General features: G+C 66.9%; 14 protein-coding genes. 8 read left to right on the forward strand and 6 right to left on the reverse strand.

The features are described 5' to 3' along the window. Positions 1 to 2 precede the first annotated feature (2 nt). Positions 3 to 923, reverse strand: coding sequence for a fatty acid desaturase (locus ABIE58_RS12600; RefSeq protein ID WP_354545115.1), 921 nt, complete (start codon positions 921 to 923; stop codon positions 3 to 5). 341 nt (positions 924 to 1,264) lie between these two features. On the opposite strand from ABIE58_RS12600, the gene ABIE58_RS12605 reads away from it, so the two are divergent. The 3 genes from ABIE58_RS12605 (at position 1,265) to rpmG (ending at position 4,882) form a co-directional block, all read left to right on the forward strand. Further along, positions 1,265 to 3,841 carry a putative PEP-binding protein gene (locus ABIE58_RS12605; RefSeq protein WP_354545074.1) on the forward strand — a complete coding sequence of 859 codons (2,577 nt, stop codon included), beginning with the start codon at positions 1,265 to 1,267 and terminating at the stop codon, positions 3,839 to 3,841. Between the two features lie 134 nt (positions 3,842 to 3,975). Beyond that, complete coding sequence (locus ABIE58_RS12610; protein WP_354545075.1) at positions 3,976 to 4,590, forward strand: cell wall hydrolase; 615 nt, start codon at positions 3,976 to 3,978, stop codon at positions 4,588 to 4,590. A gap of 124 nt (positions 4,591 to 4,714) precedes the next feature. Then, positions 4,715 to 4,882 (forward strand): 50S ribosomal protein L33, encoded by a 168-nt coding sequence (rpmG, locus tag ABIE58_RS12615; RefSeq protein ID WP_058315632.1) that lies wholly within the window; start codon positions 4,715 to 4,717, stop codon positions 4,880 to 4,882. A 137-nt stretch (positions 4,883 to 5,019) separates the two neighbouring features. Here the strand turns inward: rpmG and ABIE58_RS12620 are convergent, their stop codons facing one another. Continuing rightward, a complete protein-coding gene (locus ABIE58_RS12620) occupies positions 5,020 to 5,799 on the reverse strand; it encodes a Bax inhibitor-1/YccA family protein (protein WP_354545076.1) in 780 nt (259 codons plus the stop codon). A gap of 134 nt (positions 5,800 to 5,933) precedes the next feature. After that, positions 5,934 to 6,134 carry a DUF1127 domain-containing protein gene (locus ABIE58_RS12625; RefSeq protein WP_354545077.1) on the reverse strand — a complete coding sequence of 67 codons (201 nt, stop codon included), beginning with the start codon at positions 6,132 to 6,134 and terminating at the stop codon, positions 5,934 to 5,936. Positions 6,135 to 6,258: 124 nt separating this feature from the next. Between ABIE58_RS12625 and ABIE58_RS12630 the strand changes: the two genes are divergently transcribed. Then, positions 6,259 to 7,134, forward strand: coding sequence for a LysR family transcriptional regulator (locus tag ABIE58_RS12630; protein WP_354545078.1), 876 nt, complete (start codon positions 6,259 to 6,261; stop codon positions 7,132 to 7,134). Here the strand turns inward: ABIE58_RS12630 and ABIE58_RS12635 are convergent. Beyond that, positions 7,115 to 8,083 (reverse strand): NADPH:quinone oxidoreductase family protein, encoded by a 969-nt coding sequence (locus tag ABIE58_RS12635; RefSeq protein WP_354545079.1) that lies wholly within the window; start codon positions 8,081 to 8,083, stop codon positions 7,115 to 7,117. The two genes, ABIE58_RS12630 and ABIE58_RS12635, sit on opposite strands and share 20 nt — an antisense overlap. A 330-nt stretch (positions 8,084 to 8,413) precedes the next feature. On the opposite strand from ABIE58_RS12635, the gene ABIE58_RS12640 reads away from it, so the two are divergent. Together ABIE58_RS12640 and ABIE58_RS12645 are read left to right on the forward strand one after the other, a co-directional pair. Beyond that, on the forward strand, positions 8,414 to 8,779 hold the full coding sequence (locus tag ABIE58_RS12640) for a helix-turn-helix domain-containing protein (RefSeq protein ID WP_354545080.1): 366 nt from the start codon (positions 8,414 to 8,416) through the stop codon (positions 8,777 to 8,779). A 31-nt stretch (positions 8,780 to 8,810) separates the two neighbouring features. Beyond that, positions 8,811 to 9,635: an inositol monophosphatase family protein gene (locus ABIE58_RS12645; RefSeq protein ID WP_502950094.1), complete on the forward strand. Its 825-nt coding sequence runs from the start codon at positions 8,811 to 8,813 to the stop codon at positions 9,633 to 9,635. Between the two features lie 345 nt (positions 9,636 to 9,980). Here the strand turns inward: ABIE58_RS12645 and ABIE58_RS12650 are convergent, their stop codons facing one another. Then, on the reverse strand, positions 9,981 to 10,217 hold the full coding sequence (locus ABIE58_RS12650) for a hypothetical protein (RefSeq protein WP_354545081.1): 237 nt from the start codon (positions 10,215 to 10,217) through the stop codon (positions 9,981 to 9,983). A 155-nt stretch (positions 10,218 to 10,372) separates the two neighbouring features. Here ABIE58_RS12650 and mgtE point away from each other — a divergent pair, with 155 nt between their 5' ends. Beyond that, complete coding sequence (gene mgtE / locus ABIE58_RS12655) at positions 10,373 to 11,770, forward strand: magnesium transporter (RefSeq protein ID WP_354545082.1); 1,398 nt, start codon at positions 10,373 to 10,375, stop codon at positions 11,768 to 11,770. Next, positions 11,767 to 12,327 (forward strand): 5-formyltetrahydrofolate cyclo-ligase, encoded by a 561-nt coding sequence (locus ABIE58_RS12660; RefSeq protein ID WP_354545083.1) that lies wholly within the window; start codon positions 11,767 to 11,769, stop codon positions 12,325 to 12,327. The genes mgtE and ABIE58_RS12660 overlap by 4 nt, the downstream gene beginning before the upstream one ends. Before the next feature lie 438 nt (positions 12,328 to 12,765). Here the strand turns inward: ABIE58_RS12660 and purL are convergent, their stop codons facing one another. Further along, a complete protein-coding gene (gene purL / locus ABIE58_RS12665; RefSeq protein ID WP_354545084.1) occupies positions 12,766 to 14,931 on the reverse strand; it encodes a phosphoribosylformylglycinamidine synthase subunit PurL in 2,166 nt (721 codons plus the stop codon). Positions 14,932 to 14,950: the final 19 nt, after the last annotated feature.

The raw sequence follows: 14,950 nt of genomic DNA on the forward strand, positions 1-14,950 counted from the left end.
GCTCAGCCCTGCCGCAATTTCTCTTGCGGCGCGGGCCGGAGCGGATGCGGCACCGGGTCCTTGGCGCGCCAGAGATAGGCGCGGAAAAGCTCCGCGTAGGAGCGATAGACATAGCCCTCGTTGCGCCGCAGGTAATGATCGCGCCGCGCGGCATAGAGCGCGGGCAGGCGATACCACGCGACCTCGGGGTGCATGTGGTGGACGACATGCAGGTTGTTGTTGAGAAACAAGAGCGCGAGCGGCCCGCGATCCTCGATGATGACGGTGCGCGCGCGTGCCCGCTCATGGGCGCGATGCTCGGGAAAGGTGCGGATTTTCAGGAGCGCGATGCCCAGCCACACCGCCAGCAGATAGGCCCAGAGCGGCATCGGCGCGACCCACACCCAAGCCAGCACCACCGCCACCTGCGGCACATGCCAGGCCCAGGCGCGCAGCACCGCGCGATCACCGGCGCGCATTGCCCGCCACTCGCCGCGCAGGAACGCGGCTTGCGCGATCAGCGGCCCGATCACAATGCGCCCGGCCAGTGTGTTGTTGGCACGCAGAACGGCGCGGCCCCAGCGTGGCAGCCGGTGCCATGTCGCGGGGTCGAGATAGTTTGATTCCGGGTCGTCATAGGGGTCGGTCAGGCATTCGTCGCGGTGATGCGCCAGATGGGTGTCGCGAAAGCGGCCATAGGGGATGAGTAGGCACAGGCAGGGAAACACCGCCGCCTCATTGGCACCGCGCGCGCGGAACGGGTGCCCGTGCAGCGCCTCGTGACAGAGCGAGGAATGCAGCGCGATGGCCAGCCCGGTGACCGCCACCCCCAGCGGTAGCCACAGCGCCGCCGCCCATGTCGTGCCGATGATCCAGGTGGCGTAACAGGTGACAAGCAGCGCTAGCGTGGGTCCTTCCACGGCGGGGCGGTGCCCCTTATCCATGATAGCGGCCCCGGCCGAAAGCCCGGTCAGGTTTCGAATCGCCGTCGTCACGATGCTGCCTGGTCGCGGGTCCATGTCGCCTCCCTTTCAGGAACATTGTGCAGAGAATGCTTTCGATTCGGTTTACCTCCAAAAGGCCGGAGAGACGGCGATGACAATGGCCATTTCCGCCTTGCAGGGGTAGCACGGCAGAGGGCCGCCTTCTGCCGAGCCGGGCGCGCTCTTTCGTCTTGCCTCTGACAGAGGCGGCGATAGGGGCGGGGGCCGTCGCGGGGGCGTGATCCTTTCCCTTGCCTTGTGTGCTTCGCGGCGTATGGTGCGGTGAAACGAAAGGTGCCGCAGTGCAGCAAGACGATCCCGACATCACCCTTATCACGCCTGCGGCCCCGATGCACATCGCCACCCATGGCGGGCGGGCGAAATGCCTGCAACGACTGGTGCGGCTCGATCTGCCGGTGCCGCGCACCATCGCGCTGTCCTTTGCCGCCGTGCACCGGATCGCCGCCGGTGAGCTGCCCGATATGGCGGCGCTGCTCGCGCCGTTTGGTCCGGCCCCGCTTTTATGCGTGCGCCCCTCCTCGGAAGACCCCGACTGGGGCGGGCCGAACGCGGTTCTCAATATCGGCATCAACGATGCGCGGTTTCTTGATCTGTCCGACCAGATCGGCAAGCGGGCGGCCTCGGAGATATACCTGCGCTTCGTGCAATCCTACGCGATCCACGTCGCCCGGCTTGATCCGGACCTGTTCGAGGATGTCGCCGCGGACCCGGTGCTTGGCCTCGCCGAGGCGCTGCGCGCCTATGAGGACGAGACCGACGAGGCATTTCCCCAAGACCCTGCCGTGCAGCTCTCGGAGGTGCTGCGCTCGATGGCGCGGGCCTGGGAGGGCACGACCGCGCGCCTCTTGCGGCAGGCCAAGGGCGCGCCCGCCGAGGCCGGGCTTGGCCTTGTGGTGCAGCAACTGGCGCTGGGGATCGGGCGGGGCGAGAGCGGGTCGGGCGTCATGCAGCTTGTCGACAGCCGCACCGGCGCGCGGCAGATCACCGGGCGCTACCAAAGCCAGAGCCAGGGGCGCGACGCGCTGCGCGGGGGGGCGGATGCGCTCTATCTCACGCGCGATGCGCGCGGGCCCTCGCTCGAGGAACTGGCCCCCGACGCCTTTGCCGAAATTCTCGCCCATACCCGCCTCATGCGCGAAAAACTGCGCGAGGAGATGCAGACCGAGTTCACCATCGAGGCGGGGCGCGTCTGGATTCTCGACGGCATTCGCGTGGCGCGCAATGCCCGCGCGGCGGTGGCGATCGCGGTGGCGCTGGCCGAGGATGCGATCATCCCGCCCGAGGAGGCGCTGATGCGCATCGAGCCGCGCGCGCTCAACGAGCTTCTGCACCGGCAGGTCGATCCCGAGGCCCCGCGCGACATCCTCGCACGCGGCATCGCCGCCAGCCCCGGTGCCGCCTCGGGCAAGGTGGTGTTCTCGGCGGTCGAGGCGCAGGCGGCGGAGGCGCGCGGCGAGGCCTGCGTTCTGGTGCGCCGCGAGACCAGCCCCGAGGATATTCGCGGGATGCACGCGGCGCGCGCCATCCTGACCGAGCGCGGCGGCATCACCAGCCATGCCGCCGTGATCGGGCGTGGTATCGGGCTGCCTTGCGTGGTGGGGGCCTCGGAAATCCGTTTCCAGACCCGGCGCAAGATGCTGACCATGCCCGACGGGCGCGTGGTCAAGGCGGGGGAGACGATCACCATCGACGGCACCAATGGCCATGTGCTGGCGGGCGAGGCGCCGCTTCTGGAGGCCGCGCGCGACGCGGCGTTCCAGACGCTGATGAGCTGGGCCGACGAGACCCGCGACATCGCCGTGCGCGCCAATGCCGACACCCCCGCCGATGCCGAGGTGGCGCGCAATTTCAACGCGCGCGGCATCGGGCTGTGCCGCACCGAGCACATGTTCTTCGAGGCCGACCGCCTGACTGTCATGCGCGAGATGATCTTTGCCGACACGCCCGCCGACCGCGCCGCCGTGCTGGAGCGGCTGCTGCCGATGCAGCGCGCCGATTTCACCGATCTCTTTCGCATCATGCAGGGGCAGCCGGTCTGCATCCGCCTGTTCGACCCGCCGTTGCACGAATTCCTGCCTGCCGACCGCGCGGGGCATCTGCAACTGGCCGATGCGCTCGATCTGCCGGTCTCGGACGTGACCCGCCGGGTCGAGGCGCTGGGCGAATACAACCCCATGCTGGGGATGCGCGGCGTGCGCCTTGGCATCACCGTGCCCGAGATCTACGACATGCAGGCGCGCGCCATTTTCGAGGCGACGCTGGAGGCCAGCCGCGAGGGTGCGCCGGTGGTGCCCGAGATCATGATCCCGCTGGTCAGCGCCCGCCGCGAAGTGGAGATCGTCAAGACGCGGGTGGATGCGGTGGCCGCCGCCGTGCGCAACGAGACCGGGCGCGATTTCACCTATCGGCTTGGCGTGATGGTCGAGACGCCGCGCGCCGCGCTGCGCGCGGGCGAGATCGCGCCGCTGGTCTCGTTCCTGTCGTTTGGCACCAATGACCTCACGCAGATGACCTATGGCCTCTCGCGCGATGATGCGGGGCGGTTCATGTCCACCTATGTGCAGCAGGGCGTCTATCCCGAAGACCCGTTTCACGTGCTCGACGTGGACGGTGTGGGGGAGCTTTTGCGCATCGGGGCCGAGCGCGGGCGCGCCGCCAACCCGGACGTGGTGCTGTCGATCTGCGGCGAGCATGGCGGCAATCCCGAATCGATTTCGTTCTGCCGCGATGCCGGGTTTACCTATGTGTCCTGCTCGCCGTTCCGCGTGCCGGTGGCGCGACTTGCTGCCGCACAGCTTTCGGTGCGCGACAGGATCGAGGCGTCCCAAGGGCAAGTGGCGCAAGATCCTTCACGATAACCGGCCTCGAACGGGACGAATCCGACATCGGCAGAGACCCGCCGATGGGCCCGGTCGACGGGGGCGGCGTTTTCGGCTAAGGGCTCTCGCGATCAGGCGGGACATCCTCCCGCCGAAAGCGAAGGAGCACACGCATGAAATGGACGCTGTTGACGGCGGCGCTTGTCTCGGCGGTGTCGGGCGCGGTTGCGGCGGATACGCCGCTCACGCAACTCATGGCACAGGAAACGCGCGCCCTGCGCGCCATTTCGACCGACCGGCTGGCGGGTTATGTCGCCCGGACCGAGACCGAGGTTGAATATTCCCGCGACTGGCTGGCGCAGCAGCGCTTGGGCGGCAATGACCGGGCCACCGAATGCCTCGCCGAGGCGCTCTATTTCGAGGCGCGCGGCGAGAGCGTGCGCGGCCAGTTCGCGGTGGCAGAGGTCATCATGAACCGCGTCGACAGCCCTGAATTCCCCGATACGGTCTGCGGCGTGATCCATCAGGGCACGGGCAAGAAATATCAGTGCCAGTTCACCTATACCTGCGACGGCAACCCCGAGCACATCAATAATCAGGCGGTTTATGGCCAGGTGTCCAAGGTGGCGCGGCTGATGGTCGATGGCGCGCCGCGACAGTTGACCGATGGTGCGACCTACTACCATACCCGCGCCGTCACGCCACGCTGGGCGCGGAGCTTCGCGCGCACCGCCTCGATCGGCGTGCATCACTTCTATCGCAAGCCGGTGCGGGTTTCGAGCAACTGAACGCCGCGCAATTCCCGCACCACGCGCGACGATCGCGGTTGACTCGGTCGCGCGCGCCGGTAAAAGGCGGGGTTCATGGGATATTCGCGGATGCCCCCTTTGCATCCGCCGCAGGAGACGAGACATGGCAAAGCCGACCACCATCAAGATCCGCCTCAACTCGACCGCGGGCACCGGGCATTTCTACGTGACCAAGAAGAACGCCCGCACCATGACCGAAAAGATGGTCGTGAAGAAATACGACCCGGTCGTGCGCAAGCATGTCGAATACAAGGAAGGCAAGATCAAGTAACGATCTGCCGCTTTTGGCCTTGAGATGCCGCGCCCTCGGGCGCGGCTTTCTTTTTGTGCGGGGCCTGTGCCCGTGTCGCGACAAAAAAAGGGCCGGTCGATGTGGCCGGCCCTTGGCAACCTGTCAGGCGGTTCCTGCTATTCCTGCTGGCCCATGAACATGAGCAGGAACTGGAACATGTTCAGGAAGCTGATATAGAGGTTGAGCGCGCCGTCATAGGCCGCCTTGTCGAGCCATTCCTGATCGCCCTGCGCCGCGTGGGCCACGTAGGTGCCTTTGATCTCCTGCGTGTAATAGGCGGTCAGCCCCGCGAAAATCAGCAGGCCGATGGCCGAGATCGCGAACATGATGGCCGGGCTTTGCAGGAAGATGTTGACGATCATCGCCACGATCAGGCCGATCACCCCCATGATGAGGAACGCGCCCCAGCCGGAAATGTCCTTCTTGGTGGTGTAGCCCCAGAGCGACAGGCCGGCAAAGGCGATGGCCGTGACGATGAAGGTCTGCGCGATCGAGAAGCTGGTGAACACCAGGAAGATCGAGCTGAGCGAGATGCCGATCAGCGCCGCGAAGGCGAAAAAGCCAAGCTGCACGCCCGCCGCCGAGGCCCGGCGCAACAGCGCCCCCCAGCCGAGGAAGATGAATGCCAAGGGTGCCAGCATCACCACCCATTTGAGCGGCGAGAGGTAAAGCGCCGCGCCGAGGCCGGTGAGCATCTTGCCGTTGCCAAGCTCTGCGGCCGCGGCCGACGGATCGGTGGTCACGGCAAGCCCCGAGATCGCCCATGCCGCCAGCGCGGTGATGAGCATCCCTACGGACATGGTGCCGTAGACCTTGTTCATGTGGGCGCGCAGGCCTGCGTCGATCTCGGTCGAGCGGGCGCCCGCGCCTGTGCGGATCGTGTTGAACTCTGCCATGGATACCTCCGGTTGATGGCGGCCCCGATACCGGGGCTTTGCAGATGAATATCGGTGAGCCGGAGGGCGTTTTCAAGTATTTCCGACGGTTTTCAATATGTTTTAAAAGCAGGTTTCGCACACTTGCCCGTGGCTTATGTGCAGGCGGTTCCTGCCAGGTCCCAGAACGGGCGCGCGGCCTCGCGCTGTGCTTCGCGGCGGCTCAGGCCGATATCCGCGAGCGCGGCGTCATCGAGGCGCGCGAGCTGTCGGCGTTGGCGGGCGATCTCGCGCATCTGCCGCAGGGGCAGGCGGCGCAGGTCGGGCAGGGCGATGGTGGCGATATGGATGGACATGGGATCTCCCCTTTCGTTTTCGTGATGTATTTCGTATTCTTCATTTCATCGGTTGATGTTTGCCCGAATTCTGGAAATAATGAAAATGAATGTTTACAACTAAACCCATCACGGAGATTGATTCATGCGGAATCTCGACATCACCACCTTGCGCGCGCTCGTGGCGGTCGCGGATCATGGCGGGGTCACGCGGGCGGCGGCGATCCTGCACCTCACGCAATCGGCGGTGTCGATGCAGATCAAGCGGCTGGAGGAGATGCTGGACCTTGCGCTTTTCGACCGCGGCCACCGACGCGTGTCGCTCACCGCGCCGGGTGAGCAACTCGTGGGTTACGCGCGGCGCATCCTCGCGCTCAACGACGAGGCGGTGGCGCGGCTGACCGAGGATCGCTACGAGGGCGAGCTGCGCCTGGGCGTGCCGCATGACATCGTCTATCCGGTGGTGCCGCGCGTGCTCAAGCAGTTCAACGCCGCCTATCCGCGCATCAACATGCACCTGCGCTCGTCGAGCACCATGAAACTCCACGAGGAATTCGAGCGCGGCGAGGTGGACGTGATTCTCACCACCGAGGAAGCCGTGAAGCCGGGCGGCGAGACGCTGACCGAGATGGCCCTGCGCTGGACCGGGGCGCGCGGCGGCGTGGCGTGGAAGCGCCGCCCGCTGCGGCTCGCCTTCTGCTCCAGCTGCATCTTCCGCCCCATCGTGCTGCGCCGGCTCGAGGAGGCGGGGATCGACTGGGAGATGGCGGTGCTGTCGGAGGACGACCGCGCGGTCGAGGCGCTGGTAAGTGCCGATCTCGCCGTCGGCGCGCTGCTCGAAGACAGCATCCCGCCCCACCAGGAGGCGATCGATCCGGGCACCGCGCTGCCCGATCTCGGCGTGCAGAGGATCAACCTCTACGCCCGCCCTGACGGTGGCATGCTGCTAGAGCCGCTGTCAGAGATGTTGCGGCAGGGCTTCGTCGCGCAGCCTGCGCCGGTCAGTCTCCGGATGGTGTGACCACCACCTTGCCGGTGGATTTGCGCGCGCGCAGCAATTCCAGCGCCTCATGCGCGCGCTCCAGCGGCAGGATATGGCTGATATGCGGGCGTAGGCGGCCCGCCTCATACCATTGGAAGAGCGTCGCGAGGCTCTCGGTCACCACCTCGGGGCGGAAATTCAGATAGCCGCCCCAGTAAAGGCCCATCACGCTCAGGTTCTTGACCAGCAGGTGATTGGCGGGGATCTGCGGCACCTCGCCGCTGGCGAATCCGATGGACAGGATACGCGCCTCCGGCCGGCAGGCGCGCATCGCGGCCTTGAACTGCTCGCCGCCCACCGGGTCATAGACCACATCGACGCCGCCAAGCGCACGGCACGCCTCGCGGATATCGTCGGTTTTCGCGTCGATCAGGTGATCGGCCCCGGCCTGCCGCGCCACGTCGAGCTTGTCGGCCCCGCGCGCGCAGGCAATGACGCGCGCGCCCATCAGCTTGCCGATCTCCACCGCCGTGAGACCCACGCCACCCGCGGCACCGAGCACCAGAAGCGTCTCGCCGGGGCGCAGCCGCGCCTTGTGATCGAGTGCCACATGGCTGGTGCCATAGGCGATCTGAAAGGCGGCGGCGTCGGCAAAGCTCATGGCCTCGGGCAGGGCCACGGCGCGCGCCGCCGGGAAACAGCCCGCCTCGGCCAGCCCGCCCTGGCCGCCAAAGACCGCGACGCGGGTGCCGGGGGCGGGGCCTTGCGTGTCGGGGCCAAGCGCCGTGACCGTGCCCGCCACCTCCATCCCGAGGGTAAAGGGCGGCTCGGGTGTGTCCTGATACGTCCCCGCGATCATCAGCAGGTCGGCGAAATTGAGCCCGCAGGCCGCGATGCGCAGGGCGATCTCTCCGGCCTGCGGCGCGGGGGCGGGGATATCCTCGAGCGTGGGGGCGGCCCCACCGGCGGTCATTCGATAGGCGCGCATCGGTCTGCCTCCGTTTGGTTTGCGCCCATTGGGGTAAGCGCGGGGCGCGGGCCTGTCCACCGATTCGGGTCCGTGGTGCGGGCGCACCGCTGGTGCCATGCCCTCCCGGCCTATCCGAATGGACAGGGGGCGGCACGAATATGCCGCTTTACGCAAGTTGACGTTGGGTAAGACGGGCGAGGAACGCAACCGCGTGGCGAATTGTCTTGAATTTCGGGGCCGCTTAAGTAGTTTCCCCATACGCTGCCGGGATGCGTGGCGTTTGGTTGGAAGTCTGGTCGTGTTGGGCCGTATCGGTCCGGACCGCACAAGGGTTGAAGAGGAAATCTTATGCCGCACCCCGTGGATGTTCATGTTGGTAAACGTATTCGCCATCGCCGTTGGCTGACGGGCATGACCCAGCAGCAACTGGCCGAAGCTGTGGGCATCAAATTCCAGCAGATACAGAAATACGAGACTGGCGCCAACCGCGTGAGCGCATCGCGGCTTTGGGATATGGCCGAGGCGCTGGAGGTGGATATCGCCTTTTTCTTCGAGGGCCTGCCCAAGGATGGCGAGGAAGGCGGCACGACGCTGCCCGCCGACATCATCGCCGACAAGGAGGCGCTCGACCTGGTGCGCTCCTATTACGCGATCCCGGAAAACCAGCGCCGCCGCCTGTTCGATCTTGCCCGCGTTCTGAGCGAGGTGGCTTGAGCCGCACCCGAGGGCGGGGTATTCCCCGGCCATGATCGGGAGGCAGGCGGCGATGATGGGTGCGATTGACCAGGAAGCGATACGCGCCACCGCGCACCGGCTGGCCGATGCGGCCCGCGCGGCCATCCTGCCGCATTTTCGCGGCGCGGCGCTTTGTGCCGATAACAAGCTCGACGGCGGCGGGTTCGATCCCGTGACCGAGGCCGACCGCGCCGCCGAACGCGCCATGCGCGCCATCCTAGCCGCCGAGCGGCCGGGGGATGCGATCCTTGGCGAGGAATATGGCCACACGCCTGGTGAGACCGGCCTGACATGGGTGCTCGATCCGGTGGACGGCACGCGGGCCTTTCTCGCGGGGGCACCGACATGGGGGGTGCTCATCGCCGTGGCCGATGCCTCGGGGCCGGTCTATGGCCTCATCGACCAGCCCTATATCGGCGAGCGGTTCGAGGGCGGGTTCGGCTACGCCTGCATGACCGGGCCGCACGGCGCGCGCCCGCTGCGGGTGCGCGGCGACCGGCCCTTGAATGAGGCGATCTTGTTCACCACCTTTCCCGAGGTCGGCACCGCCGCCGAGGGCGCGGCCTTTGCCGAGTTGTCCCGCCATGTGCGGCTCACGCGCTATGGGCTTGATTGCTATGCCTATGCGCTGGTTGCCGCCGGTCAGATTGATCTGGTGGTCGAGGCGGGGCTTCAATCCTACGACATTCAGGGCCCCATCGCGGTGATCGAGGCGGCGGGCGGCATCGTCACCGACTGGCAGGGCGGCCCCGTCCACGAGGGCGGCCGCGCCGTAGCGGCGGCGGGGCGGATGCAGCACGCCGCCGCGCTCGATATCCTCAGCCGGGTGGCGTGAGGCATGTCGGGGAACATGTGCGGAGGGGGGCTTGGTATATGCTGGTCGCGCTTGAAGAGGTTGGCATTATGACAGGTTTGGGCTCGCCATTCGATGTGATGCGATGAGCCGCGCGAGCGCCCGACCGCGGGTGGGCGCTGCAAAGGTTTTGGAATGCGGTTTATGGTGCCGTATACTTGAACGATTATTTGGTGTGAGACGTTGCAGAAGCGCCCGCCCGTCCGGGCGGTCGGGCGCTCGCGCGGCGGCGCGCCTCGATTCCGCGCGGGAAACAGGGGGCAACCGTCCGCTCCCTTACACAAGCGCCCCGCCGCAGAGCCTCGGGCCTCTGCGCCATGCGCCCCCCTAGCCAAAGATGCGCGGCTTGAGCTTGAGGATGGTGGCCCCCATCTCGGCGCTGATCTCGCGCGCGGCGGCGAGCGCCTCCTGATGCGCGCCATAGCCCTTGGCCACCGCCGCCTCGATGGTGGCGCTTTGCACGAGGCTGGCGACAAGGGCGGGGTTGTCGCGGGCATAGCCCGGCCCGAATGCCTCGTCGATGGCGCGGATGGCGTCGCGCAGATGGCGGCTCTGGTCGGTCATGGCGGGCTCCTTCGGCGCAGATACGATATCGCCGTGATCTAGGGCCAATGCGCGCCCTGTCCGCCCCGGCCCGCGCCCAATGCGATTGTTTTCAGGGCGCACAGTCAGTAATCACGGGACGAGGAAACCAGCCCAAGCAGCGAGGGGAGGGCCGCATGGCCGAGACGGACAAAGACCTGCCGCCCGAAACCGACGCCGCAGAAGAAGACGCGCACGCGCTGAGCGAGGCGCGCATCGCGCGCATCATGGAGGCGGTTGAGAAGGGGGATCGCGCCCGTCTCTGGGCCGAGACCGAGCCGCTGCACGCCGCCGACATCGCCGACCTTCTGGAGCAGATCAGCAGCGGCGCGCGGCGTCGGCTCATCGCGCTTTACGGGCCGGAATTCGATGGCGACATCCTGTCGGAACTCGACGAGTCCATCCGTGAGGAGGTGATCGGGCTGTTGCAGCCCGACGTTCTGGCCGAGGCGGTGCGCGAGCTTGACTCCGATGACGTGGTCGATCTGGTCGAGGATCTCGAGGATGCGCAGCAGGAGGCGATCCTTGATATTCTCGAGGCCGCCGACCGGCTGGCGGTGCAGCAATCGCTGACCTATCCGGATTATTCCGCCGGTCGCCTGATGCAGCGCGAGGTGGTGATGGCCCCCGAGCATTGGAGCGTGGGCGATGTGATCGACTTCATGCGCCGCGCGCAGGAATTGCCCGAACAGTTCTACCACGTCACGCTGGTTGATCCGCGGCTGCACCCGGTGGGCAATGTCACGCTGGGCCGGATCATGGCGGCGCGGCGGGCCACGCTGCTGCGCGATCTGGTGGAGGAGACGTTTCACACCTTTACCGTGACCGATGAAGAGGGCGACGTGGCCTATGCTTTCAACCAGTATCACCTGATTTCCGCCCCCGTGGTGGATGAAGAGGGGCGGCTGGTGGGGGTCATCACCATCGACGACGCGATGACCGTTCTGGACGAGGAGCACGAGGAGGACATCCTGCGCCTCGCCGGTGTGGGCGAAGAGGGCGGCTTTTCCGGCCGCCTGACCGAGACCATCCGCGACCGTGCGATATGGCTTTTCGTGAACCTGCTGACCGCGATCCTTGCCTCGGTGGTGATCGAGCAATTCGCCACCACCATCGACCAGATGGTGGCGCTGGCGGTGCTGATGCCGATCGTCGCCTCGATGGGCGGCAATGCGGGCACCCAGACGATGACGGTGGCGGTGCGCGCGCTGGCGACGCGCGACCTGACGGCGCGCAACGCGATGCGCGTGGTGCTGCGCGAGCTGGCGGTGGGCGGCGCGAACGGGGCGACGTTCGGTATCGTGATGGCGGGGGTGGTGGGGCTTTGGTTCGGGGTGCCGCTGCTGGCGGCGGTGATCGCGGTGGCGATGCTCCTGACGCTGATGGCCGCCGCGCTGGGGGGCATCGTCATCCCGATGGCGCTTGACCGGTTCGGGATCGACCCGGCGCTGGCCTCGGGGCCGTTTGTCACCACGATCACCGATGTGGTGGGCTTTTTCGCCTTTCTCGGGCTGGCCTCGCTGGTGCTGCTGTGAGCGGGCTGGCCACGCGCAAGGCCGAGGCGCGCAAGGCGGCATTTGCCCGCCGCAAGGCCGCGCATGGGGCGGGCCACCCGGCGCCTGCAGCGCATCTCTCGGCGGTGCTGGCGGGCTATCGCGGGGTGGCGCTCGCGGGCTACATGCCGATCCGCACCGAGATCGACCCACTGCCCGCGATGGCCGAGGCGGCAGCGCATGGCCCCGTGGCCGTGCCGGTGATCGAGGGCGCGGGGCTGCCGCTGCGGTTCTCGCTATGGGAGCCGGGCTGCGCGCTGCGCGAGGGGCCGTTCGGCGCGATGGTGCCCGAGGCGGATCGCTTCATCGAGCCGGAAATCCTCATCGTGCCGCTGGTGGCGTTCGACCGCGCGGGCGGGCGGCTGGGCTATGGCGGCGGCTTCTACGACCGCACGCTTGAGATGCTGCGCGCGCACCGCCCGACGCTCGCCATCGGCTTTGCCTGGGCCGCGCAAGAGGCCAATGGCCTGCCGCTGGAGCCGACCGATCAGCCGCTCGACATGATCGTGACCGAGGCGGACGTGATCGCGGAGTGTTGAGCCGCGATCACGCCCCTTTATAGCGTGCCTGCGTTCATTCGCAGTCTCGCGCCCTGCTCTAACCGATTGATTTCGCCTGTTCGAGGGGCTTAAAACCGGTTCCCGTTTTTAAGAAACACACTCTCTAGTGTTCGGCGTCTGACAGGTCTTGCCCGACGATGATCCGGCTTGCCATGTTGCAGAGTGCGGAAAGGCAAGCATCGTGAAGGGCCTGGGGGAGACGTTGATGGTTTGAGATGAGCCGCGTAGCGCCCGCCCGTCACGCCAAAGGCGTGCCGACCATAATCGGCGCACCTTCGGTGCGACGGGGCGGACGGGCGCTGCGCGGCGGGCTGCGCCCATGAGTCCGCGCAAGAGGGGGCTTCGACTTGAACGTCCCCTTAAGGCCAAAAACCGTCCCGCGCGCAGCATCGGGCACTTTGTGTCAGGTGGCGTACATTAGGCAAACGTGCCCGCGAAGGCCCCCCGGTAGAGCGCCGACAGTTCGGCAAGCGGGGCACCGATGCGCCCGAAACACACCGCGTCACCGGTGAAACGCCCGACGCTTGCGAGCGGCACGCCCGCGCGACCGGCGGCGATCATCAGCGCCTCGGCCTGATCGAAATTGCACGCGATGAGATAGCGGCCCTGATCCTCGCCGAAAAGCGTGGCCATGTCGTCGGCATCGAGGCACACCCCCACGCCCGCCGCCTCGGCCATCTCGAAGGCGGCAAGCGCCAGACCGCCATCGGACAGATCGGTGCAGGCCTTGATGAGCGCGTGATTGGCGCGGATGAAATCGCCGTGGCGGCGCTCGGCGTCAAGATCCACCGGCGGCGCGTCACCCTCGGCGCGGTTGAACACCTCTGCAAGGAGCGCCGATTGTCCCAGATGTCCGCGCGTCTCGCCCAAGAGAAGCGCCACATGGCCGTCGCGGGCCTGGCCCAGAATCGCGGTCTCGGGATCGCGGATGATCCCCACCGCGCCGATGGTGGGCGTGGGCAGGATCGCCGCGCCGTCGGTCTCGTTATAGAGCGAGACATTGCCCGACACGATCGGCATGTCGAGCGCCGCACAGGCCGCGCCGATGCCGCGCAGCGCGCCGACGAATTGCCCCATGATCTCGGGCTTTTCGGGGTTGCCGAAATTGAGGTTGTCGGTGGTGGCGAGCGGCACCGCGCCGACGGCGGTGAGGTTGCGATAGGCCTCTGCCACTGCCTGCTTGCCGCCTTCCTCGGGGTTGGCGGCGACATAGCGCGGCGTCACGTCCGAGGTGAAGGCCAGCATCTTGCCGGTGCCATGCACCCGGATCACGCCCGCGCCAAGGCCGGGAGTGCGCACCGTGTCGGCCATCACCATCGTGTCATATTGCTGATAGACCCATTCGCGCGAGCAATAGTTGACCGAGCCGAGAAGCGCGCGCAGCCCGTCGATGGGATCAATGCCCGGCACGCTCTCGGGGTCGAGCGCGGCGGGGGCCTCGGTCTCGGTAAAGGGGCGGTCGTATTCGGGGGCGGATGAGGCCAGCGTTGAAAGCGGCAGGTCGGCCTTCACATCGTTGCCATGCAGGATCAGGAAACGGTCCTCGGCAATCGTCTCGCCGACGATGGCGAAATCGAGATCCCATTTCTCGAACACCGCGCGTGCCTCTGCCTCTTTCTCGGGGCGCAGGACCATGAGCATCCGCTCCTGTGACTCCGATAGCATCATCTCGTAGGCGCTCATCGCCGTCTCGCGCTGCGGCACGCGGTCGAGATCGAGCCGGATGCCAAGCCCGCCCTTGTCGCCCATCTCCACCGCCGAACAGGTCAGGCCAGCCGCCCCCATATCCTGGATCGAGATCACCGCGCCGGTGGCCATCAGCTCCAGCGTGGCCTCCATCAGGCGTTTCTCGGTGAACGGGTCGCCGACCTGCACGGTGGGGCGCTTTTCCTCGATACTGTCGTCGAATTCGGCTGATGCCATCGTCGCGCCGCCCACCCCGTCGCGCCCCGTCTTGGCCCCGAGATAGACCACCGGCATTCCCACGCCCGAGGCCGCCGAGTAGAAAATCGCATCCGCATCGGCGAGACCGGCGGCAAAGGCGTTGACAAGGCAGTTGCCACTATAGGCGGGGTCAAAGCGGACCTCGCCGCCCACGGTCGGCACGCCGAAACAGTTGCCATAGCCGCCCACCCCCTCGACCACGCCATGAACCAACTGGCGGGTTTTCAGATGGTCAGGCGCACCGAAGCTGAGCGAATTCATCGCCGCCACCGGGCGCGCGCCCATGGTGAACACATCGCGCAGGATACCGCCGACGCCGGTCGCGGCGCCCTGATATGGCTCGATATAGGAGGGGTGGTTGTGGCTCTCCATCTTGAAGACGACCGCCTGACCGTCGCCGATATCGACGACGCCCGCATTTTCGCCCGGACCGCAGATCACCTGCGGGCCTGAGGTGGGCAGGGTGCGCAGCCATTTCTTCGACGACTTGTAGGAACAATGCTCGTTCCACATGGCCGAGAAGATACCCAACTCGGTAAAGGACGGCGCGCGGCCCAGAATGTCGAGAACGCGGTCATATTCCTCGGGCTTGAGCCCGTGGGCCGCGATCAGGTCGGGCGTGATGGCTGGCTCTTGCATCGGCTTGGGTCCCCTCGGC

It is taken from the genome of Roseovarius sp. MBR-78 (assembly GCF_040547535.1).
Classification (GTDB): Bacteria; Pseudomonadota; Alphaproteobacteria; order Rhodobacterales; family Rhodobacteraceae; genus Roseovarius.

What these genes read in the sequence shown, in the direction of transcription:
- ABIE58_RS12640 (WP_354545080.1), top strand. Translation starts at nt 8,414, where the DNA reads ATGCCGCACCCCGTGGATGTTCATGTTGGTAAACGTATTCGCCATCGC.
- ABIE58_RS12650 (WP_354545081.1), bottom strand. Translation starts at nt 10,217, where the DNA reads ATGACCGACCAGAGCCGCCATCTGCGCGACGCCATCCGCGCCATCGAC.
- ABIE58_RS12645 (WP_502950094.1), top strand. Translation starts at nt 8,811, where the DNA reads ATGATCGGGAGGCAGGCGGCGATGATGGGTGCGATTGACCAGGAAGCG.
- purL (WP_354545084.1), bottom strand. Translation starts at nt 14,931, where the DNA reads ATGCAAGAGCCAGCCATCACGCCCGACCTGATCGCGGCCCACGGGCTC.
- ABIE58_RS12630 (WP_354545078.1), top strand. Translation starts at nt 6,259, where the DNA reads ATGCGGAATCTCGACATCACCACCTTGCGCGCGCTCGTGGCGGTCGCG.
- mgtE (WP_354545082.1), top strand. Translation starts at nt 10,373, where the DNA reads ATGGCCGAGACGGACAAAGACCTGCCGCCCGAAACCGACGCCGCAGAA.
- ABIE58_RS12635 (WP_354545079.1), bottom strand. Translation starts at nt 8,083, where the DNA reads ATGCGCGCCTATCGAATGACCGCCGGTGGGGCCGCCCCCACGCTCGAG.
- ABIE58_RS12620 (WP_354545076.1), bottom strand. Translation starts at nt 5,799, where the DNA reads ATGGCAGAGTTCAACACGATCCGCACAGGCGCGGGCGCCCGCTCGACC.
- ABIE58_RS12625 (WP_354545077.1), bottom strand. Translation starts at nt 6,134, where the DNA reads ATGTCCATCCATATCGCCACCATCGCCCTGCCCGACCTGCGCCGCCTG.
- rpmG (WP_058315632.1), top strand. Translation starts at nt 4,715, where the DNA reads ATGGCAAAGCCGACCACCATCAAGATCCGCCTCAACTCGACCGCGGGC.
- ABIE58_RS12610 (WP_354545075.1), top strand. Translation starts at nt 3,976, where the DNA reads ATGAAATGGACGCTGTTGACGGCGGCGCTTGTCTCGGCGGTGTCGGGC.
- ABIE58_RS12600 (WP_354545115.1), bottom strand. Translation starts at nt 923, where the DNA reads ATGGATAAGGGGCACCGCCCCGCCGTGGAAGGACCCACGCTAGCGCTG.